The 20,985-nt window shown below is 64.3% G+C and carries 17 protein-coding genes; 11 read left to right on the forward strand and 6 right to left on the reverse strand.

The genetic code is table 11. The features are described from left to right. Positions 1 to 4 precede the first annotated feature (4 nt). Together D779_RS13530 and D779_RS13535 are read left to right on the forward strand one after the other, a co-directional pair. The gene (locus tag D779_RS13530) at positions 5 to 3,865 is read left to right on the forward strand and encodes a DUF1631 family protein (protein WP_043754862.1); all 3,861 of its coding nucleotides are present in this window, start codon (positions 5 to 7) and stop codon (positions 3,863 to 3,865) included. Positions 3,866 to 3,972: 107 nt separating this feature from the next. Beyond that, a complete protein-coding gene (locus D779_RS13535; RefSeq protein ID WP_043754865.1) occupies positions 3,973 to 4,845 on the forward strand; it encodes an alpha/beta fold hydrolase in 873 nt (290 codons plus the stop codon). A 13-nt stretch (positions 4,846 to 4,858) separates the two neighbouring features. On the opposite strand, the gene D779_RS13540 is transcribed toward D779_RS13535, so the two are convergent. Then, positions 4,859 to 5,518 carry a thiopurine S-methyltransferase gene (locus tag D779_RS13540; RefSeq protein ID WP_043755059.1) on the reverse strand — a complete coding sequence of 220 codons (660 nt, stop codon included), beginning with the start codon at positions 5,516 to 5,518 and terminating at the stop codon, positions 4,859 to 4,861. 213 nt (positions 5,519 to 5,731) lie between these two features. Here D779_RS13540 and D779_RS13545 point away from each other — a divergent pair, with 213 nt between their 5' ends. From D779_RS13545 to lysS, 3 genes are all read left to right on the forward strand, one after another. Further along, positions 5,732 to 6,625 (forward strand): HDOD domain-containing protein, encoded by an 894-nt coding sequence (locus D779_RS13545; protein ID WP_043755062.1) that lies wholly within the window; start codon positions 5,732 to 5,734, stop codon positions 6,623 to 6,625. 162 nt (positions 6,626 to 6,787) lie between these two features. Further along, positions 6,788 to 7,886 (forward strand): peptide chain release factor 2 gene (gene prfB / locus D779_RS13550; RefSeq protein ID WP_157726403.1). Its coding sequence is split into 2 segments (ribosomal slippage): positions 6,788 to 6,862 and positions 6,864 to 7,886, totalling 1,098 coding nucleotides; the frame shifts between segments, so codons are not numbered across the junction. Positions 7,887 to 7,908: 22 nt separating this feature from the next. Continuing rightward, a complete protein-coding gene (lysS, locus tag D779_RS13555) occupies positions 7,909 to 9,450 on the forward strand; it encodes a lysine--tRNA ligase (RefSeq protein ID WP_043754871.1) in 1,542 nt (513 codons plus the stop codon). Between the two features lie 51 nt (positions 9,451 to 9,501). On the opposite strand, the gene ygfZ is transcribed toward lysS, so the two are convergent. Then, positions 9,502 to 10,500, reverse strand: coding sequence for a CAF17-like 4Fe-4S cluster assembly/insertion protein YgfZ (ygfZ, locus tag D779_RS13560; RefSeq protein ID WP_043754875.1), 999 nt, complete (start codon positions 10,498 to 10,500; stop codon positions 9,502 to 9,504). A gap of 140 nt (positions 10,501 to 10,640) precedes the next feature. Between ygfZ and D779_RS13565 the strand changes: the two genes are divergently transcribed. Next, the gene (locus D779_RS13565; RefSeq protein ID WP_043755066.1) at positions 10,641 to 12,470 is read left to right on the forward strand and encodes an RNB domain-containing ribonuclease; all 1,830 of its coding nucleotides are present in this window, start codon (positions 10,641 to 10,643) and stop codon (positions 12,468 to 12,470) included. Positions 12,471 to 12,670: 200 nt separating this feature from the next. Here D779_RS13565 and D779_RS13570 read toward each other — a convergent pair whose 3' ends face one another. Further along, positions 12,671 to 13,198, reverse strand: a complete 528-nt coding sequence (locus D779_RS13570) for a YcbK family protein (protein ID WP_043754877.1) — start codon at positions 13,196 to 13,198, stop codon at positions 12,671 to 12,673. Positions 13,199 to 13,544: 346 nt separating this feature from the next. On the opposite strand from D779_RS13570, the gene D779_RS13575 reads away from it, so the two are divergent. After that, a complete protein-coding gene (locus D779_RS13575) occupies positions 13,545 to 14,198 on the forward strand; it encodes a lytic transglycosylase domain-containing protein (RefSeq protein WP_232424183.1) in 654 nt (217 codons plus the stop codon). A 1-nt stretch (position 14,199) separates the two neighbouring features. Here D779_RS13575 and D779_RS13580 read toward each other — a convergent pair whose 3' ends face one another. Continuing rightward, entirely contained in the window at positions 14,200 to 14,418 is a 219-nt protein-coding gene (locus D779_RS13580) for a hypothetical protein (RefSeq protein ID WP_043754883.1), read from the reverse strand. Between the two features lie 332 nt (positions 14,419 to 14,750). Between D779_RS13580 and sat the strand changes: the two genes are divergently transcribed. After that, on the forward strand, positions 14,751 to 15,938 hold the full coding sequence (gene sat, locus D779_RS13585) for a sulfate adenylyltransferase (RefSeq protein WP_043754886.1): 1,188 nt from the start codon (positions 14,751 to 14,753) through the stop codon (positions 15,936 to 15,938). Between the two features lie 67 nt (positions 15,939 to 16,005). On the opposite strand, the gene D779_RS13590 is transcribed toward sat, so the two are convergent. Further along, entirely contained in the window at positions 16,006 to 16,860 is an 855-nt protein-coding gene (locus D779_RS13590) for a pentapeptide repeat-containing protein (protein ID WP_043754889.1), read from the reverse strand. Positions 16,861 to 17,063: 203 nt separating this feature from the next. Between D779_RS13590 and D779_RS13595 the strand changes: the two genes are divergently transcribed. Further along, positions 17,064 to 18,341: a bifunctional O-acetylhomoserine aminocarboxypropyltransferase/cysteine synthase gene (locus D779_RS13595; protein ID WP_043755070.1), complete on the forward strand. Its 1,278-nt coding sequence runs from the start codon at positions 17,064 to 17,066 to the stop codon at positions 18,339 to 18,341. 20 nt (positions 18,342 to 18,361) lie between these two features. Beyond that, the gene (locus tag D779_RS13600) at positions 18,362 to 19,270 is read left to right on the forward strand and encodes a bile acid:sodium symporter family protein (RefSeq protein ID WP_043754890.1); all 909 of its coding nucleotides are present in this window, start codon (positions 18,362 to 18,364) and stop codon (positions 19,268 to 19,270) included. Positions 19,271 to 19,519: 249 nt separating this feature from the next. Here the strand turns inward: D779_RS13600 and D779_RS13605 are convergent, their stop codons facing one another. Then, positions 19,520 to 19,822 (reverse strand): YebG family protein, encoded by a 303-nt coding sequence (locus tag D779_RS13605; RefSeq protein ID WP_043754893.1) that lies wholly within the window; start codon positions 19,820 to 19,822, stop codon positions 19,520 to 19,522. 339 nt (positions 19,823 to 20,161) lie between these two features. Between D779_RS13605 and D779_RS21200 the strand changes: the two genes are divergently transcribed. Then, on the forward strand, positions 20,162 to 20,905 hold the full coding sequence (locus D779_RS21200) for a response regulator (RefSeq protein WP_232424184.1): 744 nt from the start codon (positions 20,162 to 20,164) through the stop codon (positions 20,903 to 20,905). Positions 20,906 to 20,985 lie beyond the last annotated feature (80 nt).

The following is a 20,985-nucleotide window of genomic DNA, read 5'->3' on the forward strand; positions in this document are numbered from 1 at the left end:
CCGAATGTGTATTATCACGCGCATGAGCGAGCACCATCCAAATCCACGGGAACGACGCATCCAGACCCGTTATCCGGTGGATCTCTACGCCAAGGTTCGTGGCCGCAATCAGCTTCCGGCGATCTGCCGCGTCAAGAATATCTGCAACGGCGGTGTTCTGCTCGCTCCCAATACGTCCGAGCCGGAACTTCCCTTCCAGCCCGGCGAGCATGTCGATCTCCATTTCGATCTTCCCGATGCGCAGAGCATGGACCCCGTCCAGGCCGTGATCGAAGTGGTACATCGTGTGGACCGCGGGTTCGGGGCGCGTTTCACGCGACTGCTCGGTGACGGGCGGTCGCGTCTGGCGCGCTTCATCCGCGAAAGGGTCGCCCAGCAGCAGCGGACGATCGATCCCGACTCGAATCCGACCCGTGCCCGCGCACGCGAGGTCTTGGAGGAGGTCGGCGAGCAGCGTCTCGGGGGCATGGTCGATTCCTTGCTGGAGACGCTCGTCGACGAGCTATGGCAATACAACGAGCGGGCGAGCAGCGATGCCGAACGGGCACTGATCTCCAGCGAGATCGGTCTGCTTGCCAAGGCCGTTCAGGACGAGAGCGTTTCCCGGCGGCTGATGCGCGAATTGCTCGATTCGCTCCGAGGCATGGGGACGGCCTCCGCGGACAAGGGCAAGTCTCAGTCCAATTCCCCGGGCGACTCCGCGGAGGCTGGTCTGCAATTGGTCGATCAGGACGAATTCGAGGTCTGGCTGGCCAAGTCCGAATTGGCCAATCGGCTCGAGGAGGAATTGCACGAGCCCCTCGATATGCTGCGCACACAAATCGGCGGCCTTTTCCACGGCGATGCGCTGCTCATGGATCCCATGGCATTGGCCGGGGTCATCGAGCGCGTTCTGAGCGAGATCGGCGTGGGGGCGCAGCTTCAGCGCCTGGCCTTGCAGGTTGCCACCAGCCATTTGTCACGCAATCTGGGATCCTTTTACCGCGAGCTGCTGCATGCCTGGACGGCGGCGGGTCTGCCGGAGCTGTCCGGTACCCTGGATTCGGCGGCGAGTGGCGCTTCGAATCCGCAGGCCGCGGCGGATGCCGCTGCGTCGATTTCGGAGAGCGTCCCAGGCTCCGGCGATCCCGGCGCGGGTGTAGAGCCAACACCCTCCGCCGGCCCTCAGGTCGAAACGGACGCATCCCGCTCCAAGGCGGCCGCGGCGGGCCTTGTCGCCGGCCTGCTCGGCAACTACCAGTCTCCGTTTTCCTATTCCGGCCGGAATCGGCATAACCGCTTCTATACCAGGGGGCGGAGAATCGCCGATCTCCTGGCCAATCTGCCGTCCGGCTTTCAGATGCCGGATCCGGATCCGAACCGTCCGCTGCGCGAACTGGTGACCCAGTGGCTGCGCGCATCCGAGTCCAAGAAGCCGGATGCGCCCGCGGATCGCGAGCCCGTCATGTCGCCGCAGGTCGAGGAACGGGTCGACGTGACCGATCGGCTCCTCTCGCACATGCTCGCCGACCCGACGACCCCGAACCAGCTGAAATCGCTGATCAAGCCGCTCTCCACGCGTTTCCTGTCGATGGCCGTGACATCGCCGAAGGGCCTCGCGGACACCAATCAGCCCTTGGTCAAGCTGATCAATCAGCTCGAGCATCTGGCGATGTACCTGCTGAACGACGATGGATCCAACGAGAACCTGAAACGCGAGTACGAAGAGGTGGTCAAGAAGCTGGTCGAGTCCGACGGGCGCGATCCCAAGGCCATCGACGAGTTGTCCGGCCGCCTGAACGCGCTGGAGAAGCGAACCGGCAGCGAATATCAGGGCAACATCTCCAATTGGGTCGGCATCTGCGAATCGCGCGAGCGTTCCCGGGTCGCCCGCGAAGAGGTGCGGGGCGAGCTCAATGCGGCCTTCGCCGGTCGGCGCATGCACAAGGTCGTCAACGAACTGCTCGACCTCGGCTGGCGCAATCTGCTCGACATGGTCTCCGCCAATCTCGGCTCTGGGTCTCAGCGGTGGCGCCGCTACTGGGAGCTCCTGTGGACGGTCCACGTCATGACCGGAGGCGAGGGCGAGTCTTCCGTCAGAGTGCTGGAACTGGGCACGCTGGTGGACGGGCTGCGCGAGGCACTCGCCTACATCGGAACGGACCCGATCCTGGTCAACGACGTTCTGGGGCGTATCGAGACCGCCGTGCGTCGGTCGCGGGCCTCGCTCGATAGAGAGGACGATTACCTGCGTTTCTCGCTCATTCCTCCCGACCCGGAGAACGAGCCGGAGCGGATGCCGGCAAAGGTATCCCCGTCCGACTGGCAGGCGAGTCTCGCCGAGGTCGAGGGATTGCCGCTCGGCACGCTCGTCTGGATGCGCGGCAAGGAGGGAAGCAAGGCGCTGCGCCTCATCTGGCGCAACGAGGACGGTTCGCGCCTGGCCGTGACCGACACCATGGGCAAGAAGGTGAAGGTCCTGAGGCGCGCCCGGCTGGCCGAGACATTTCTGCGCGGTCAGGCGCGTGCCCAGGCGCCCACCGACAAGCGTATCGTCACCCGTGCCGCGGATGCGGCGCTTTCGGAGATGCAGGAGCGTCTGCAATACCACGAGACGCACGATCCGCTCACGGGCCTGTCGAATCAGCGCCGCCTGGTCGGCTCCTTGACCCAGCTGCTCCTGAGCCATGCCGGGGCGAGCGATGGTCATGCGCTCGGGTTCCTCGAGCTCGACCGCTACGACACCTTGACCGGGACCTTCGGCTATTCGGTCGGCGAGCGCATGCTGACCGCCGTCGCTCGGTTGCTGGAGGGCGTGCTTTCCGAGGCGGTGTGTCTCGCCTACATGGGCGGCAGCCGCTTCGGTCTCCTGACGCCGGTGATGGACCGCGAGCATGCCATGGAGATCGGCGAATCCATCCGCGCCGGCCTGACCGTGATGCCTTTCGACCTCCAGGGCAAGCCGTTCCGCATCTCCGGGAGCCTGGGGATCGCGATGCTGGTCGGCGACAACAGCAGCCCGGAGAAGCTGATCTCGGCCGCGAGCGTGGCCTGTCTCGCCGCCCAGCGCGAGGGTGGCGACCGGGTCATCCTGTTCCGCGAGGACAACGAGCTCATCTCGCGTCAGCTCGATCACATGCGCGGCTGGGCGCAGGCGGAGGACGTGATCAAGGCGGGTCGGCGCAAGCTGCGCTATCAGCGGATCGTGCCGATCGATCCCGACGGCGAGCTCAGTCCACATTGCGAGATCCTGCTCAGCGTCTACGACGACCAGGGGATGCCGCTTCCGCTGCAGTCGTTCATCGCCGCCGCCGAGGCGTTCAACATGATGCGCGAGGTCGATCGGCAGGTGATCGACGAGGCCCTCAAATGGGTCAGCACCCATCCGGGCAAGGTGCGGGAGATCGGTGGCGTGGCCATCAATCTGTCGGGGCAGTCGTTGAGCGACCCCGGGCTCCTGAAATACATCCGTGGCGGTCTCGAGCGCTTCCGGGTTCCGGTCGAGATGGTCAGTTTCGAGGTCACCGAGACGGCGGCCATCGTCAATCTGGATCAGGCGGCCATCATCCTCGAGGACATCAAGTCGCTCGGCTGCAGTATCGCGCTCGACGATTTCGGCGCCGGCATGTCCTCCTACAGCTATCTGAAACGGCTGCCGGTCGATTACGTCAAGATCGACGGATCCTTCGTCAAGGATATCCTGGTCAGCCCGCACGATCGCGAGATCGTCAAGTCGTTCAACGAAATCGCCCATTTCATGGGCAAGCGAACCATCGCCGAATACGTGGAGAACCAGGAGATCCTGGAGCTCCTGCGGGATATCGGGGTGGATTACGCCCAGGGATATGCCATCGAGAAGCCGCAGTTCATCGAGGATCTGCCCTGATCCGCCACTCTCGAGATCGGCCCGGGCGGAGCCTTGCGGATCCTGCGGGTCTCATTTCCCATTCAACCTGTCGTCGCGAGCCGAGGCTCGCGAGCGAGGAGAGTTTCGTGATACTTCCAGATGCCTTGACGGCGCCAAGGGCCAGTCATCAGAGCGCTTCCGGTGAGCGCGTCGCCTATTATCATGATTCGGCCGGTTCGGGTCGCCCTTTGGTGCTGATTCACAGCATCAATGCCGCCTGCAGCAGCTTCGAGGTCAAGCCGCTTTTCGATCGCTATCGCGGCCGGCGCCCGGTCTATAGCCTGGATCTGCCCGGATTCGGTCATTCCGCTCGTCCAGCGACCGGTTATTCGCCCGAATTCTACGGGACCGCGATCGCGGATTTCGTACGCTCGGTCGTCGGCCGGCCGGCGGATGTGCTCGCGCTCTCGCTCAGCGCCGAGTTCGCCGCCCGCGCGGCCCGGCTGGCGCCCGAGCATATCGCCTCGCTGGTCATGGTTTCGCCGACCGGATTCGGCCGGCAGTCCATGCCGGGGACGCGCAGCGCGCGCGCGATTCATGCCTTGCTACGGCTGCCGCTGCTCGGCGAGGGGCTGTTTCGTCTGGTCTCCTCGCGTCCGAGCATCCGCTATTTTCTCGGCCGTTCGCTGCCCGACGGCGTCCCGCCCGAGATGATCGACTATGCCCATGCGACCTCGCATCAGCCCGGCGCCCGCCATGCACCCTTCGCTTTCCTGTCGACCGCTTTGTTCACCGCCAGCGCGGTCGAGCGGCTCTATGCGCCGCTGAAGGATCTTCCGGTCATGGTGATCGCCGACCGCGATCCCTACGTCACCTTCGAGCACTTGCCTGGTCTGGTGGCGGAGAAGCCTAACTGGCATTCGGTGTCCCTGGCGCCGCATCTGGGGCTTCCGCACTGGGAGCGGCCGGACGCCGTGGTGGAGTCACTCGACGCCTTCTGGGGCGGCGCCGATCGCTGATCACCCTATCGGTTCAGACCCTGGGGCTGAGCCGATAGGCCTGCTCGTGCAGGCTGGTCAGGCCGCGTTTGAGGTTGTTCGGCGACTCGGCGAGTACGTCCAGCCTGGCCAGCGGCTCGATCCGATAGCGGTCGCCGAACAGGGTCTCGACTTCGTCGCGATGGACGGCGAAGGGCGGGCCGGGACGCGTCTTTTGGTCGTATTCGAGACTGACCAGCAGCGTGGGAACTGGGCTCGGCATCAGCGAGGCCATCTTGTCGGCATATCGGCGGCGCATCTCGGGCGGGAGCGCGATCAGGGATGCGCGGTCGAAGACGGCATCGACCTGGTTCAGGTGCTCCGGCTTCAGATCGAAGAAATCGCCGCAGAGGATGACGAGTTCGTCCAGCTGGTAGCGGCGGAACGGTCCCATCTCGGTGACGGTCGGTGTGAGCCCCTGCTCGGCGAAGATCTCCCGGACGGCGACCTCGGCGAGCTCGACGCCGATGACACGGTGCCCCTGGCCGACGAGCCAGATCAGATCGAGTGTCTTGCCGCACAGAGGGACGAAGACGCATGCGTTGCGGTCCAGCGCGAGGCTCGGCCAGAATTCCTGCAGGTGTGCGTTGATCTCGTTCCGATGCCAGCCGATCTCTCGGCGATGCCAGCGCTCCAACCAGAATTCGACGTCCATCGTGACCAGTGACCTCTGTCTCTCGTTCTTCGGATAGTGATCAGTCGGGCCGATCATAAGGCCCGATGCGTGTCGGCGTCAGCCGCCGGCTTACCTTGGGATCGGCGATATCGCACACCAGTTCCCCGTATCGTCGTGCGCCAGCGGTTGGTTTTGGCTGGAGAATGAACGACACTCTCGTATCGACTTGCGGCATTCATGAATGGGTCGACCATGTCTGAGACAACACGCGACGATTCGATCGTCTCCGATTCGAACCGATATCCCCCCAAGGCCGACCTTGAGCTCGCCTTCCAAACGATCCGCAAGGCCAGGATCCCGCAGATGCCGGACGTGGTGTTCGGGCTTCGCGACGAGCTGGGCAAGCCCGATCCGGATTTCCGGGTGGCGGCCGATCTCATCTCTCACGACGTCGCCTTGACCGGTCAGGTGCTGAAGGCGGTCAATTCGCCGCTCTTCCGCTGCCGGACCAAGATCACCAACGTCCAGCAGGCCGTGACCATGATGGGGGTCAGCCGCCTGACCAATCTGGTGACCGCCGAGGCCATCCAGCGGATGCTGGGCGTCGCCCAGGGACCGGCTCTGGTGGTCTGGGATTCGATGATGAAGCATGCCCAGGCGATGCTGGCGATCGCCGAATCGGCCCCCGGCATGGCGCTCGACGAGGTCTATCTGTTCGGGATCATGCAGGACGTGGGCGCCCTCATCTTCGCCGACATGATCCCCGAATATGGCTCGGTATGGGTGCTGCGCAGCGAGGCCGACCCCAAGGGGCTGATGGAGTTCGAGCGCAAGCGCGTGGGTGTCGATCACGTGACCGTGGGCTTCCTGGTGGCCGGAAACTGGCGGCTGCCGGAGCACATCGCCCTGGCGATCTACCGGCATCGCGATCCAGACTGCTCCGATCTCCTGGGTACCGACGTCGGGGTCTTCGTCTCCCTGTCCAGACTGGCTCAATATCTGGTCGCCGTGAGTCACGGCAGCCACGAGCTGTTCGGCACCCTGTCCCAACTGGACTCGGATCTCGCCCATCTGTCGATCGAGGAGGACGAATGGGCGGCCCTGTGCGAGCGTGCCACGAACGGCGAATGGGCCGCTCCCGCCTGATTCGGATCGCGGACCTGGAGTCGGATCTCCAGCGGTATGCCTTGGGTCTGGGGCCGGCCGCGCCTGTTACCGCGTCTTCGACTCTGTGTTCCGGCGATCTCCGATTGGCATCGGGTGACGGATGGCGTCTATACTTAGCCGTTTTACTCGCCGGAGCCAAGCATGATCGACATCAATCCGATCGTTCATCAAATCAACGACCTGAAGGGGCGCATCGAGTCCCTCAGGGGGTATCTTTGACTACGCTGAGCGTCAAGATCGCCTGACCGAGGTTTTGCGGGAGCTTGAGGATCCCGGGGTCTGGAACGATCCGGGGCGCGCCCAGGCACTCGGTCGCGAGCGCGCGGCCCTGGAGGCCGTGGTCCTGACCATCGACGAGATGAGTTCGGCGCTCACCGATGCCGACGAGTTGCTGGAGCTGGCCGCCGAGGAGGCGGACGAGGCGACCCTTTCGTCGCTGGTCGCGGATCTCGAGACCTACGAGTCGCGTGTCGGCGAGCTCGAGTTCCGCCGCATGTTCTCCGGCGAGATGGACCCCAACAACGCCTTCGTCGACATCCAGGCAGGTTCCGGCGGAACCGAGGCCCAGGACTGGGCCGAGATGCTGCTGCGCATGTATCTGCGCTGGGGCGAGCGCCGCGGCTTCAAGACCGAGCTGATGGAGGCATCTCCCGGCGAGGTCGCCGGCATCAAGTCCGCGACCGTCAAGTTCGAGGGCGAGTATGCCTTCGGCTGGCTCCGCACCGAGACCGGCGTGCACCGCCTGGTGCGCAAGTCGCCGTTCGACTCGGGCAACCGGCGCCATACCTCCTTCTCTTCGGTATTCGTCTCGCCCGAGGTCGACGACAGCGTCGAGATCGAGATCAATCCGGCCGACCTGCGCATCGACGTCTACCGTGCCAGCGGCGCCGGCGGTCAGCACGTCAACCGGACCGAGTCGGCGGTGCGTATCACCCATTTGCCGACGAACATCGTGACCCAGTGTCAGAACGACCGCTCGCAGCACAAGAACAAAGACCAGGCCATGAAACAGCTCAAGGCCAAGCTCTACGAACTGGAGATGCAGAAGCGCCAGGCGACCCAGCAGGCCCTGGAGGACACCAAGTCCGACATCGGCTGGGGCAGTCAGATCCGCTCCTACGTGCTGGACCAGTCACGCATCAAGGATCTGCGCACCGGCGTGGAGATCGCGAATACCCAGGGCGTGCTGGACGGCAATCTCGATCCATTCATCGAGGCCAGCCTCAAGAGCGGGCTCTGAATCCCCTGGAGAATCGATGCCCATGAATCAAGAGGCACAAGACACGGTGAACTCGGCTGCGGATCGATCCGCGGCCGATGCGCAGGACGACAACAAGCTGATCGCGCAACGGCGCGAGAAGCTCGCCCAGCTGCGCGAGCTGGGCGTGGCCTTCCCGAACGACTTCCGTCGCGACGCGGTCGCCGGCGAGCTGCACGCCGACTATGGCGAGACGGACGCAGAGGCGCTGGAGAGCCAGGGGCTGAGGGTCCGAATCGCCGGGCGTCTCATGACGCGCCGGGTAATGGGCAAGGCGAGCTTCGCCCACATCCAGGACATGTCGGGGCGTATCCAGCTCTTCGTCCAGCGCGATCAGATCGGCCAGGATGCCTATGCCTCCTTCAAGCGCGATCTGGATCTCGGCGACATCGTCGGCGCCGAGGGCGTGCTCTTCAAGACCAAGACGGGCGAGCTGTCCGTCCGCTGCGACGCCATCCGGCTGCTGACCAAGGCGCTGCGTCCGCTGCCGGAGAAGTTCCACGGGCTCACCGACATGGAGAGCCGCTACCGCCAGCGCTATCTGGATCTCATCATGAACGCCGGCACGCGCGAGACCTTCCGTGTGCGCACGTCCATCGTTCAGTTCATCCGCGACTATCTGAACGGCCGCGGCTATCTGGAGGTCGAGACTCCCATGATGCAGGTGATCCCGGGAGGCGCCGTGGCGCGTCCCTTCGTCACCCATCACAATGCGCTGGACATGGAGCTGTTCCTGCGCATCGCCCCGGAGCTCTTCCTCAAGCGTCTGGTGGTCGGCGGGTTCGAGCGGGTCTACGAGATCAACCGCAACTTCCGCAACGAGGGGCTGTCGACGCGCCACAACCCCGAATTCACCATGCTGGAGTTCTACGAGGCCTATGCGGACTATCGCGATCTCATGGACCTGACCGAGGACATGCTGCGACGCATGGCCCAGCGGATCCTGGGCCGCACGGAGATCCAGTATCAGGGCGAGACCTACGACTTCGGCAAGCCCTTCGCCCGCATGAGCGTGCGCGACTCCATCCTGCACTTCAATCCGGATCTGACGGCCGACGACGTCGACGATCTGGAGCGGGCCAGGCAGGCGGCCGAGCGTCTCGGCATCAAGCTCAAGCCGAGCTGGGGCCTGGGCAAGGTCCAGATCGAGATCTTCGAGCTGACCGTCGAGGGCCGCCTCATGGATCCGACCTTCATCACCCAGTATCCGACCGAGGTCTCACCTTTGGCGCGGCGCAACGACGAAAATCCCTTCGTCACCGACCGCTTCGAGTTCTTCGTCGGCGGGCGCGAGATCGCCAACGGATTCTCCGAGCTCAACGACGCCGAGGATCAGGCCGAGCGCTTCCGTCAGCAGGTGGCCGAGAAGGAGGCCGGGGATCAGGAGGCCATGTATTTCGACGCCGACTATATCCGCGCCCTGGAACACGGCATGCCGCCGACGGCGGGCGAGGGCATCGGCATCGATCGGCTGGTAATGCTCTTCACCGATTCGGCCTCGATCCGCGACGTTCTCCTGTTCCCGCACATGCGGCCCGAGGTCTAGGGGAGCCTGGACGCAGGTGCGGCTTCGGCCGCACCTTTCCGTGGGCGGGGTCTAGTCCGCGAAACCGTAGGGCGGGGGCTGCAGATCCAGGGTGGGTCCCTCCTCGCCGAGCCGCACCGCGCCGCCCTCGGCGGCGGCGATCTCGGCGACCGCTAGAATGGCGAAACGCCCCTCGGACAGGGGCGCGGCATCCACGATCCAGCCGCTGCTCTGCTGCGAGGTGCTGTCCGAGCTGAAGAGATGCTCGCCCGGAGCGGGCCTGGTCTCCAGATCCGCCTCGGCCAGATACATGCGGCGCTTGAGTTTGCCGAGGAACTGCATGCGGGCGACGACCTCCTGGCCCGTATAGCAGCCTTTGTTGAAGCTGACGCCGTCGATGAGATGCAGATTGAGCATCTGGGGAACGAAGGTCTCGGTCGACTGGGCGTAGACGCTGGGCAGGCCGGCCTGGATGTCGAGCAGTCGCCAGCGGTCCGCGTCGGCGACCCCGGCATGCGCAGTCAGGCGCTCCCAGAGCGGCCGCAGCCGGTCGAACGCGCCCAGGATCTCGAATCTGGGGATGGGGCCGGGGAGGCGGATAAGGGTCAGGCCGTCGGCGCTCGCGACCTCGTCGTTCCGCTCGGGGACGGTCATGCCCAGATCGGAGAGCCGTCGGGGCGCCTCCTCGCCGGCGAGACCCATGCGCAGGCATTCGTCACCGACGTCGGCGAGGGTCACCTTGCTGCGCAGGACGTACATCCCGAGGCGCTTGAGGATTTCGGCGACACGGTCGGCGGCGGTCTGCAGATAGATGCCGTCCTCGCGCCGGATCAGCCTGAAGACAGCCATGACGCGGCCCTTGTGGCTGCAATGCGCGCTCAGCTGGCTGCGGGTCGGCGACAGCTCGCGGACATCGTTGGTGAGCTGGCCTTGAAGAAAGGTGTCGGCATCGGCTCCCCGGGCGGAGATCAGCCCGAGGTGCGACAGGTCGAACAGCTGGCAGTCGCTAGCGGGCCGCTGTTCGGCCTCTCTGGTCTGCTCGGCGAGAAAGGCTTGCCATTGATTCATCATGTGGATGGGACCTCGATACGGATATGGCCGGAGAACGGCTCGGGGGATGGCCCTGAAACGGGATGATACGCAATCTATTGGTCCTCGCATTCGGGGCGATCGCATTCGTGCCCGGCTGCCAACACGGAGATAACAGCACCTTGGCGATACATCAAGCCAATCCACCGGTCGACAGCCTGGTTTTGTACAAAAGCCGGCCGGCCCGCGTCACCAGTGTCGGCGACAAGATCGAGATCGAGCTCGACGCCGGTCAGAGCAAGCGGGTACGCACCAAGGATGTCGAGCTGCTGCATCCGGGGCCGCTGCGCAGCCTTGGGGATCTGGTGCCGCAGGAGGGCGAGCTGACCGATGCCTGGGAGCTGCTCGAGGGCAGCGAGACGACGCTTCGCGATCTGGCCGAGCTGGCCTTCGACGATTTCACGCCCTCGACGGCCTGGGCGGTCTGGCAGCGCGTCGCCGAGGGGCTGGCCTTCGTCGGCACGCCCTCGTCGATCCAGGTGCGCTCGCGCGAGGTGGTGGAGCGGGAGCAGGCCGAGCGCGCCGCCAAACAGGCGTCCGAGGCCGACTGGAAGGCATTTCTCGAACGCATGGAGGCGGCCAGGCCGGCTGACGAGGACGCCAAACGCTTGCAGGAGGTGGAGCGGCTGGCGCTGGGGCAGATCGAGCACAGCCGGATCCTGGAGGCGCTGGGGCATCAGTCCAGCCCGGAGAACGCCCATCGCGCGCTGGTTCGGGTCGGCTACTGGACGCGAAATCACAATCCGCATCCGCTGCGCTGCGGCGCCCTGCTCGAGGGGCTGGAACTCCCGGTCGCGGATCTGGAGGACGAGGTCGAGCGGGTCGATCTGACCCATCTCCAGTCCTATGCCATCGACGACGAGGGCAACCAGGATCCGGACGATGCCCTGAGCCTCGACGGCGATCGGCTCTGGGTGCATGTCGCCGACGTCGCGGCCCTGGTGGAGCCGCACGGCGATCTGGAGCGCGAGGCGCGCGCGCGCGGTGCCAATCTCTATCTTCCCGAGCGCGTCGTCAACATGCTGCCGGGCGCCGTCACCGAACGGCTGGGCCTGGGGCTGCAACCGGTCTCTCCGGCCTTGTCGTTCGGTTTGCGCTGCGACGATCGGGGCGAGCTCCTGGAGTTCGAGGTCGTGCCCTCCTGGGTGCGGGTCGAGCGTCTGAGCTACGACGCGGTCGATGGCATGCTCGATCGCTCTCCCTTCGCCGAGATGCTGGCGCTGACCGACCGCTTTCGCGCGCGTCGAACGGCCAATGGCGCGAGCGGTCTGGCGCTGCCCGAGGTCAGCGTCCGCGTCCTGGATGGCGAGGTCGTGATCCGGCCGTTGCCGCGCCTGCGCAGCCGCGAGCTGGTGACCGACGCCATGCTGATGGCGGGGGAGGCGGCAGCGCGCTATTGCATGGCGCGCGACATCTCCATTCCGTTCGCGACCCAGGCCCCGCCGGACGGAACGGGCGAGGCCGAGGATCTGGCGAGCATGTTTGCGCGACGTCGTTGCTTCAAGCCCTCGCGCCTCCTCCTGGAACCCGAGCCGCATTCGGGGTTGGGGCTGCCGGTCTATACCCGTGCCACCAGTCCCCTGCGGCGCTATTCGGATCTCCTGGTCCATCAGCAGATCCGGGCGACGCTTGCCGGGCGGGATCCGCTCGATGCGGCACAGGTGCTGGAGCGGGTGGCCGAGGCGGATGCGGCCTCGGTCGTGGTGCGGCGCGGCGAGCGGCTCTCCAACCAGCATTGGAAGCTGGTCTATCTGCGCGACAATCCCGGCTGGAAGGGCGAGGGCGTGGTGGTCGGAATCGAGGACCGGAAGGCGGTATTGCTGATCCCTCGACTGGCGCTGGAAACGCGGGTCCGATTCCGAGATCCTGTCGCGCTGAATCAGCGCCTGCGCATCGCCCTGAACGAGGTGGACCTGCCCGACCTGACAGCAAGCTTCCGCGTGGTCGGCTGATGCTGCCAGGCGTCCGTCTTCCTTGACTCAGATCAGTTGAGGGCTTGGCTGGATCCGCTTAACCTACCGGACGGCGGATCCTCGTCCGCCCTGGCTCATCTGGCCGTTACGGGAAAATGCGCCGACTGACACTCGCGGTTCCGTTCGTCCCCGATCGGTGACACAGGTTCGAGACCGGACGCGAGAGGTCGAGTTGGATCCTAGGCCCGCCACTGGCGGACCGCGCCGGTGTCCACATGCACGAAGTTGGAGCGCGGATAGTAACCGACGCCGCCGCGGCTGAGTTCGATCGCGGTATCGCGGAGGTAGCGCGTGGACAGGTCCGGAAAGCGGATGTCCATGGCCTTGCCCTTGAGGTGAAGGCTGTTCTTGGCGACCCCGCGCGATCTGCGGCGCAGCATGGTATTGGTTTCGGGAGAGCGGTAGGCGCTCAGTACGTGATACCGGGCGTCCGGATCGCCGAGCGCGACCTTGAGGTCGTAGAGCAGATCGAGCAGACGCGGATCCATGCCGATCACGTCGCCGGTGCGGAAGTCGCGGAAGAAATAGTTCAGTCGTTGCAGGGCCGATTTTTGATAGCGGTCGCCGATGCGGTAGATGACGTCGATACGGTCATCGGTGTGCAAATGATAGAAAGACAGCACCCGCGGCCTCTCGATGGCCGTCCGTGCGAGCGTTGGGGCCGATGCCGCGGATAGGACTGCGCCAAGGAAATAACGTCGGTTCATGTTCCCCCCGGTACATTCTGGACGTTAAACGATTTCAAGGCTGAAATTATAAAGATCGGGAGAGAGAAATCAATTGAAATCGAACCTGATCTCATTTCTCAATAAAACTTAAAGTGTTACATGAAGTAGCAATCATAAGTCATCTTTCGGTAACGGTTAGCCTCATGATGTGGATAGATTACGTAATGCGGCGCGAAGTGTCTTGATAATTGTGATTTTTGTCGGATTTTTCGTCCGTGATTGCTTGCGTCGGGTTGGGCTTCATGCGGACGCGGAATAGACTATGATGGTCACATTCGCTGATCACGGGGGTTGAGCGATGCGTGGGGCGATAGGAGCGATATTGATGGTCGGGGCTGCGGTTGCCTTACCGCCGGGCCTTGCGGCGGCCGACGTCTTCAAATACGTGGACGGCTCGGGCAATGTCTATTTCACGGACACGCCCCTGAAAGGCAACCGATACAAGCTCGAGTGGCACCGGGAAGCCAAGAAACTGGTTCGCGAGAGCAAGCGGAAATACGCGAATCTGAGTCGCGGCGGATATTCTCGGGGAAAGGCGTATACCAGCAAGTCGATGCAGAAGCGTCGCAAGAACGTCGAGCACCTGGTTCAGGCGAACGCGCGTCGCTACCGTCTGCCGCCGGCGCTTCTGCATGCCGTCATCCGTGCCGAATCGGCCTACAACTCATCGGCCGTCTCCTCTGCGGGCGCTCAGGGGATCATGCAGCTGATGCCGGCCACCGCCGCGCGCTACGGGGTTTCCGACAGCTTCGATCCGGTCGAGAACATACGCGGTGGGGCCGCCTATCTGCGCTATCTACTGGATCTCTTCGACCACGATCTGCAGTTGGCGGTCGCGGGCTACAACGCCGGCGAGGGCGCGGTCATGAAGTACGGCCGTAAGATTCCTCCCTATGCAGAGACGCAGAGCTACGTCCGCAAGGTGCTCCAGTACTATCGCGCCGAGCAGCCCGCCAGCATCGTCATGACCGTGCGCTGAGTCAGTCCTCTCCGATCACCCGCTCGTCGCGCGGGATGGAGAGGAGACGCTCGGCCTCTCCCTGCTGCTTGGCGAAGATCAGTCTGTATTCGATTCCGCTCTCTCGTGGCTCGTTCTGACGCCGGCCGCGCACGATCTCGCGTGCGTCCTGATAACGCTCCTTGGTGTCCAGATGTTCGAGCTGACGTGGGGGGGAGATCTTGTAGACGAAATAGGGCATGGCTTGGATATTTTCGCTTTGAGATTCTGATGGTTGCGTCAGGCTTCTCAGGTGGCGCGACATCGATTCGGAGCAGGGTGGCTCCGTGCCGCGCAACTCGGCCGGACCCAAGTCTAACCCATCCTGGCGCGCTTGCATTCACGCGCCGGCCTCGATCATTAGACCTCGATAATACTATTGGATACATAAGGACAAACTTGGGGAGCGGAAACCACTGCCGTGATAAGGTCTATCCGATACATGGCTGCCGGGGGCCAAGGGGCCGCTCTCCGGCATGGTTAGAAATCGCTCGTATGACCATTACTCGCATGGCCCTTGAGGAGAGACAAGCGATGATCAATCCAGTGGGCTCCGATGTCCTGAAACCCCTGTTCGTCTACGACCCGGATCAGCACCATGCCCTCACGCGCGAGGCCGAGGGTCTGCCGCAGGTCACGATCAGTTCCCAGGCGGCCGGCAACGCGGTCATGATGGCCGGCGGCTATTTCAGTCCGCTGTCCGGATTCATGAATCTGGCGGATGCCCTGAGCGTCGCCGAGGGCATGCGGACCACGGACGGTCGTTTCTTTCCGGTTCCGATTCTCTGTCTGCTCGAGGATGTCGAGTCCATCCGCGGCGCCGGCAGGATCGCCTTGCACGACCCCAATATGGAAGGGAATCCGGTGCTTGCCGTCATGGACGTCGAGGCGATCGAGGAGATCGGCGACGACCAGATGGCCCTGATGACCGAGAAGGTCTATCGCACACTCGATCCTGAGCATCCGGGCGTCGCGACCTTCAACGCGCAGGGCCGCTACGCCGTTTCCGGACCCATCCAGGTTTTGCACTTCTCCTATTTCCAAAGCGACTTTCCGGATACCTTCCGCACGGCGGTCGAGATCCGCAACGAGATCGCCGAGCGCGGCTGGAAGCGGATCGTCGCCTTTCAGACCCGCAATCCCATGCACCTCGCGCACGAGGAGCTCTGCCACATGGCCATGGACCGTCTCGACTGCGACGGCCTGGTCATCCACATGCTGCTGGGCAAGCTCAAGCCGGGCGATATCCCGGCACCGGTGCGCGACGCGGCCATCCGCAAGATGGTCGAGCTCTATTTCCCGCCCAACAGCGCCATGGTGACCGGCTACGGCTTCGACATGCTCTACGCCGGTCCGCGCGAGGCGGTCCTGCACGCCTATTTCCGCCAGAACATGGGTGCGACCCATTTCATCATCGGCCGCGACCATGCCGGTGTGGGCGACTACTATGGCGCCTTCGACGCCCAGACCATCTTCGAGGAAGAGGTGCCGGAAGGCGCGCTGCAGATCGAGATCTTCCGCGCCGATCACACGGCCTATTCCAAGAAGCTCGACCGTGTCGTCATGATGTGCGAGGCGCCGGACCACACCAAGGAGGACTTCGTCCTCCTGTCCGGGACCCGGGTGCGCGAGATGCTGGGGCAGGGCATCGCCCCGCCGCCCGAGTTCTCCCGTCCCGAGGTCGCCCAGATCCTCATCGACTACTACCAGTCGCTCGACTGACTGGTCTGATGTGGGCGTCTCGACCCGCTTCGGATCGGAAGCGGGTCTTCCCGCCGGCTCGGCGCGGTCAGCGCAGATTCTGCTTGTAGGAAGGAACGACCGCGTTCCGGGCCTTGGAGATGTTGGCGAATTCCAGCGTGACGCTCGCCAGCTCGACCCCGGAGAAATCCGCGTTGGTGACGTCGGCGCGATGCAGAATGGCGCCGCCGAGGATGGCATCGGTCAGATCCACATCGGTCAGATCGGCATGACGGAAGTTGGTGTCCTGGGCCGAGATGCTCCGCATCCTGGCGCCGCGCAGATCGGCCCCTTCCAGGTTGGCCAGATTGATGACGGTGAAGCCGTCCTTCGTCAGACTTGTCAGATCGGCCTCGTGCATGCTGGCCCGGAACAGGTTGGCGTCGTTCAGATGAGCCTCGCGCAGATCGGCGCAGCAGAGGTTCGATTCGCGCAGGTTGGCCCGGATGAGCAGCGCCTTGATGGCGACCACGTGCGAGAGATCGCTGCCGTGGAAGTCGGTCCCGCGCATGTCCGCGTGGCTCAGGTTGGCCGACGTCAGCTTGGCATAGCGGATCTCGGCGCCGCGCAGGTCGGCGCCGTCGAGCCGGGCATCGGAGAGATCCGCGCCGTTGAGCATGGCCGCTCGCGACGGCTGATCCGATCCGAGCCGGGCGTGCGTCAGATCGGCCGAGCGCAGATCAGCGTCCGCGAGATTCGCCCCGACCAGATTGGCGTCGGCGAGACACGCCTCGGCCAGGCAGGCGCCGACCAGATCGCTCGAGCCGAGATTGGCTCCGCTCAGATCCCGTCCGCTCAGATCCGCTCCGTTCAGACGCATGTCGCGCAGATCTGCCCCGGCGAGCGTCGCCGCTTCGATGGATTCCAGTATCTCTCCCGTTTCACGATGCCTGATCTCGATCATGACTCGAATCCTCCGGATGGCGATGGGCCTTCATTGGTGTGGGTCCTGACACCCTTAAGAATAGTCCGGGGCTCGACCGGGCCTGATCGACAGTCGGGGTGTCACTGGCTAAGATCCGGCGATTCGCTGGCGATGGGCCTGGGTTCAGGCTGACGCACGCGATGGGGCACGACGACGAACGACCACCGAAGAGGAGCACGACCATGAAACTCGAAACCCTGGCCATCCATGCCGGATTCGCCCCGGATCCGACCACCAGGGCGGCGGCGACGCCGATCTTCCAGACCACCAGCTATACCTTCGACGACACCCAGCACGGTGCCGACCTCTTCGACCTCAAGGTTCCGGGCAATATCTACACCCGCATCATGAATCCGACCACCGACGTGCTCGAACAGCGCGTCGCCGCATTGGAGGGCGGCGTGGGTGCCCTGGCCGTGGCGTCCGGCATGTCCGCCATCACCTATGCCGTCTTCACCCTGGCTCAGGCCGGCGACAACATCGTGGCGGTCTCCACGCTCTACGGCGGAAGCTACAACCTTTTCGCCCACACCCTGCCTCGGCTCGGCATCCAGGTGCGCTTCGCCGCGCCCAACGACATCGCCGGTATGGAGTCTCAGATCGACGCCAAGACCAAGGCGGTCTTCTGCGAGTCGATCGGCAATCCGGCCGGCAACGTGGCGGACATCCAGGCGATCGCCGACATGGCCCACGCCCACGGCGTGCCCGTCATCGTCGACAATACGGTTCCCAGTCCCTATCTGTGTCGTCCGTTCGAGCACGGCGGCGATATCGTGGTGCATGCCCTGACCAAATATCTGGCCGGACACGGCACCACCATCGGCGGCATGCTGGTCGATTCCGGCAAGTTCCCCTGGGCCGAGCATGCCGACCGCTTCCCCATGCTCAACGAGCCGGACGTTTCCTATCACGGGGTGGTCTACACCGAGGCGCTGGGTCCGGCGGCCTTCATCGGGCGCGCCCGGGTCGTGCCGCTGCGCAACATGGGCGCGGCCATCTCGCCCTTCAACAGCTTCCTGATCTTGCAGGGCATCGAGACGCTGCATGTGCGCATGGACCGCCACTGCGAGAATGCGCTCGCCGTCGCCAACTTCCTCGATGCGCATCCGGGCGTGGAATGGGTGCGTTACGCTGGTCTTCCGAGCAACCCGGACTATCCGCTGATCCAGAAATACATGGACGGCGGCAAGGCGAGCTCCATCCTGTCCTTCGGCATCAAGGGTGGGCGCGAGGCCGGGGCCAAGTTCATCGACGCGCTGCAGCTCACCCTGCGTCTGGTCAACATCGGCGACGCCAAGACGCTCGCCTGCCATCCGGCGACCACGACCCACCGTCAGCTGTCGCCGGAGGAACTCGCACGGGCCGGCGTCTCGGAGGATCTGATCCGTCTCTCCATCGGCATCGAGCACGTGGACGACATCATCGCCGACCTGGATCAGGCATTGGCCGCCGCGGCATGATCCGCTAGCCGAACCCGATCATGAGCCGCATCACCGGCCTCTTTCCGCTCTGGGCGCTGCTCGGCGTGGCCTGCGCCTATCTGTTCCCCGAGTGGCTCGCCGGGGCGAAGCCGGCCATCGTGCCGCTGCTGGGGCTGGTGATGTTCGGCATGGGCGTGACCCTGGATCCGCGGGATTTCGTCCGGGTCGCGCGCCAGCCCAGCACCATCCTGCTGGGGCTGGCGCTGCAGTACGGCATCATGCCCTTGGCGGGGCTGGGGATCGGGCTCGCATTCGGTTTCCCGCCCGCCCTGCTGGTCGGTTTCGTGCTGCTCGGGGCCAGCCCGGGCGGGACGGCTTCGAACGTCATCTGCTATCTCGCCCGCGGCGACGTCGCGCTCTCGATCGCCCTCACCACCGTTTCGACCCTGGCGGCCGTGCTCCTGACGCCCATGCTGACCTGGCTCTATGTCGGGGAACGGGTGCCCGTTCCGGCCTTGGACATGCTCTGGTCGATCGCCGAGATCATCCTGCTCCCGGTCGCGGCGGGCCTGCTGGTGCGCCGCTGGATCGGATCCCGCATCGCGCCGGTCGAACGGCTCTTTCCCATGATCTCCATGTGGGCCATCGTCCTGATCGTCGCCATCATCGTGGCGCTCAACCGCCAGAATCTGGCCGAAGTCGGATTGGCCGTCGCGCTCGCCGTCGTCCTGCACAATGCGGTCGGTCTCACGGCCGGCTACGGTCTGGCGCGTCTGATCTGGCGCGACGAGCAGCGTGCCCGGACCATCGCCATCGAGGTCGGGATGCAGAACTCGGGATTGGCGGTCGCGCTGGCCATCAAGTACTTCTCCGCCGCCTCGGCCCTGCCGGGCGCCATCTTCTCCATCTGGCACAACCTGTCCGGATCCCTGCTGGCGAGCTGGTGGTCGCGCCAAAGGTCGACGTGAGCGGCCCGCTTTCGGTCGAGATGGGGTGCGCCGACGGAACCGGCTCGAGGGCTTCAGGCTGGTCGATTATCGACCGATCGAAGACTCGACCATGCTTGACAGTCGGTTGCGGTCGACCGACACAGCTTATCCACAGATGAGTTCACGCCTATTGTGGAAAAGTTGCATGGGTCCGCCATGTGCCATATCGGCCCCCACCCAAGCCTCGCGCGGGTTTCCAGGTATGGCGCGATCTTCCGGGATCCTCGCTCATCCGGTCGTCTTGATCGGGGTCACCTTGTCACTCTCCCCGGTCGAGCCAGAGGTCTCGCGTTCCACCGGTTTGCCCTTGAGAATGCGTTCGATATCACGCGCGTTCCGCGCGAGATAGATGGTGAGTTCCTCCAGGTCGGTTTCCGGAAGAGTCGGCAGCACCTGATCCGAGCGCAGCAGTTCCGCCAGCCGTTCGGCGTTGTCCAGAATGCGGTCGTAGGCGTCCGCCTCCTTCTTCTCGGTCGTGCGCAAGCGCTCCACTCCCTTGCTGTCTTTGACGATGTATTCGATCTCGATCATGTCGGGCTCCCAGGTTTGGTGTCCAGCATGCTGGGCGGATGCGCAGTATAGCCGTCGGGCAGCAGTTCTACCCTCGGCGCCTGGATCGATTGACGCAGCCGCCATCCTCTGTTCCAGGGCACATGGATCGGGACGGCAGACATGCTCTGTGGATAACGGATTGCTCGATCTGTGATCTGTTAGGCGTTTCGCTCCGTAGCGATCCTGTAATGTCCGCACGGCTGTCAGTCAAATAATGGAATGTCGCGAGGATCGTTCATGCAGCATAAGAACGGAGCATTTTCAATCGCCCTGCTCGGCCTGACAGCCTCAGAGCGCCGTGTCGTCGGAAGTCTGTGCGTGCTCTCCAGAAACCGTCCCAGGGCCTATGTCCTCGAAGACGGGCACGCCGTGCACGCGGATCTGTGGATCGTCGACGGTACGGACGAGCAATCCATGGCCGCCCTCAGCCAGGCACGCGCCAGGAGACCGGTCCCGGCCCTCATCGTTTCGCCGAGGGATACGAGTGGATCGGAGGAGGGCCGGATCGGCCGCCCGATCATCGCTTCGCGCCTGCTCAATGCACTGGACCTGCTGGTCACCAAGGATCTGGCCTATTTCCCCGAACTCGTGATCGGCGAATCGGCTACCGATTCGGCGAATCCGGGCAGCGAGCGATTCCTCGCGGCGATCGACAGCGCCGAGCATCGCAGCAGCTATTCCGCCCTCATCGTCGACGACAGTCCGACCATTCGCAAGCAGATCGAGCTGTCGCTCAAGATTCACGGAATCGAGACGGCGACCGCCGAAACGGGCGAGATCGCCATGGCGCTCATCGGGCGCCGTCGCTTCGACCTGATCTTTCTCGACGTCGTTCTGCCCGGAGATGTGGATGGCTACCAGATCTGCCGTGCGATCAAGAAGGATGCCACGCACCGCGACGTGCCCGTAATCATGCTGACGAGCAAGTCCTCCGCGTTCGACCGCGTTCGGGGATCCCTGGCCGGTTGCGACACCTATCTCACCAAACCGGTCGAGAATCAGAAGTTCAATACCGTCTTGAGGAAATACCTGCAGTATGACGTAGCCAGCGCAGATTCATGATCCGATCCGTCGAGGGCACCCCGATGCTCCCCGAATCCTTTCCCACCGATACTCATCCCACATCACTCTTCGAGGCACTC

Source organism: Imhoffiella purpurea (assembly GCF_000585215.1).
Lineage (GTDB): Bacteria > Pseudomonadota > Gammaproteobacteria > Chromatiales > Chromatiaceae > Imhoffiella > Imhoffiella purpurea.

What these genes read in the sequence shown, in the direction of transcription:
- D779_RS13530 (WP_043754862.1), top strand. Translation starts at nt 5, where the DNA reads ATGTGTATTATCACGCGCATGAGCGAGCACCATCCAAATCCACGGGAA.
- D779_RS13580 (WP_043754883.1), bottom strand. Translation starts at nt 14,418, where the DNA reads ATGCCCTATTTCGTCTACAAGATCTCCCCCCCACGTCAGCTCGAACAT.
- D779_RS13570 (WP_043754877.1), bottom strand. Translation starts at nt 13,198, where the DNA reads ATGAACCGACGTTATTTCCTTGGCGCAGTCCTATCCGCGGCATCGGCC.
- ygfZ (WP_043754875.1), bottom strand. Translation starts at nt 10,500, where the DNA reads ATGATGAATCAATGGCAAGCCTTTCTCGCCGAGCAGACCAGAGAGGCC.
- D779_RS13540 (WP_043755059.1), bottom strand. Translation starts at nt 5,518, where the DNA reads ATGGACGTCGAATTCTGGTTGGAGCGCTGGCATCGCCGAGAGATCGGC.
- D779_RS13605 (WP_043754893.1), bottom strand. Translation starts at nt 19,822, where the DNA reads ATGATCGAGATCGAATACATCGTCAAAGACAGCAAGGGAGTGGAGCGC.
- sat (WP_043754886.1), top strand. Translation starts at nt 14,751, where the DNA reads ATGATCAATCCAGTGGGCTCCGATGTCCTGAAACCCCTGTTCGTCTAC.
- D779_RS13600 (WP_043754890.1), top strand. Translation starts at nt 18,362, where the DNA reads ATGAGCCGCATCACCGGCCTCTTTCCGCTCTGGGCGCTGCTCGGCGTG.
- D779_RS13575 (WP_232424183.1), top strand. Translation starts at nt 13,545, where the DNA reads ATGGTCGGGGCTGCGGTTGCCTTACCGCCGGGCCTTGCGGCGGCCGAC.
- D779_RS13595 (WP_043755070.1), top strand. Translation starts at nt 17,064, where the DNA reads ATGAAACTCGAAACCCTGGCCATCCATGCCGGATTCGCCCCGGATCCG.
- lysS (WP_043754871.1), top strand. Translation starts at nt 7,909, where the DNA reads ATGAATCAAGAGGCACAAGACACGGTGAACTCGGCTGCGGATCGATCC.
- D779_RS13590 (WP_043754889.1), bottom strand. Translation starts at nt 16,860, where the DNA reads ATGATCGAGATCAGGCATCGTGAAACGGGAGAGATACTGGAATCCATC.
- D779_RS13545 (WP_043755062.1), top strand. Translation starts at nt 5,732, where the DNA reads ATGTCTGAGACAACACGCGACGATTCGATCGTCTCCGATTCGAACCGA.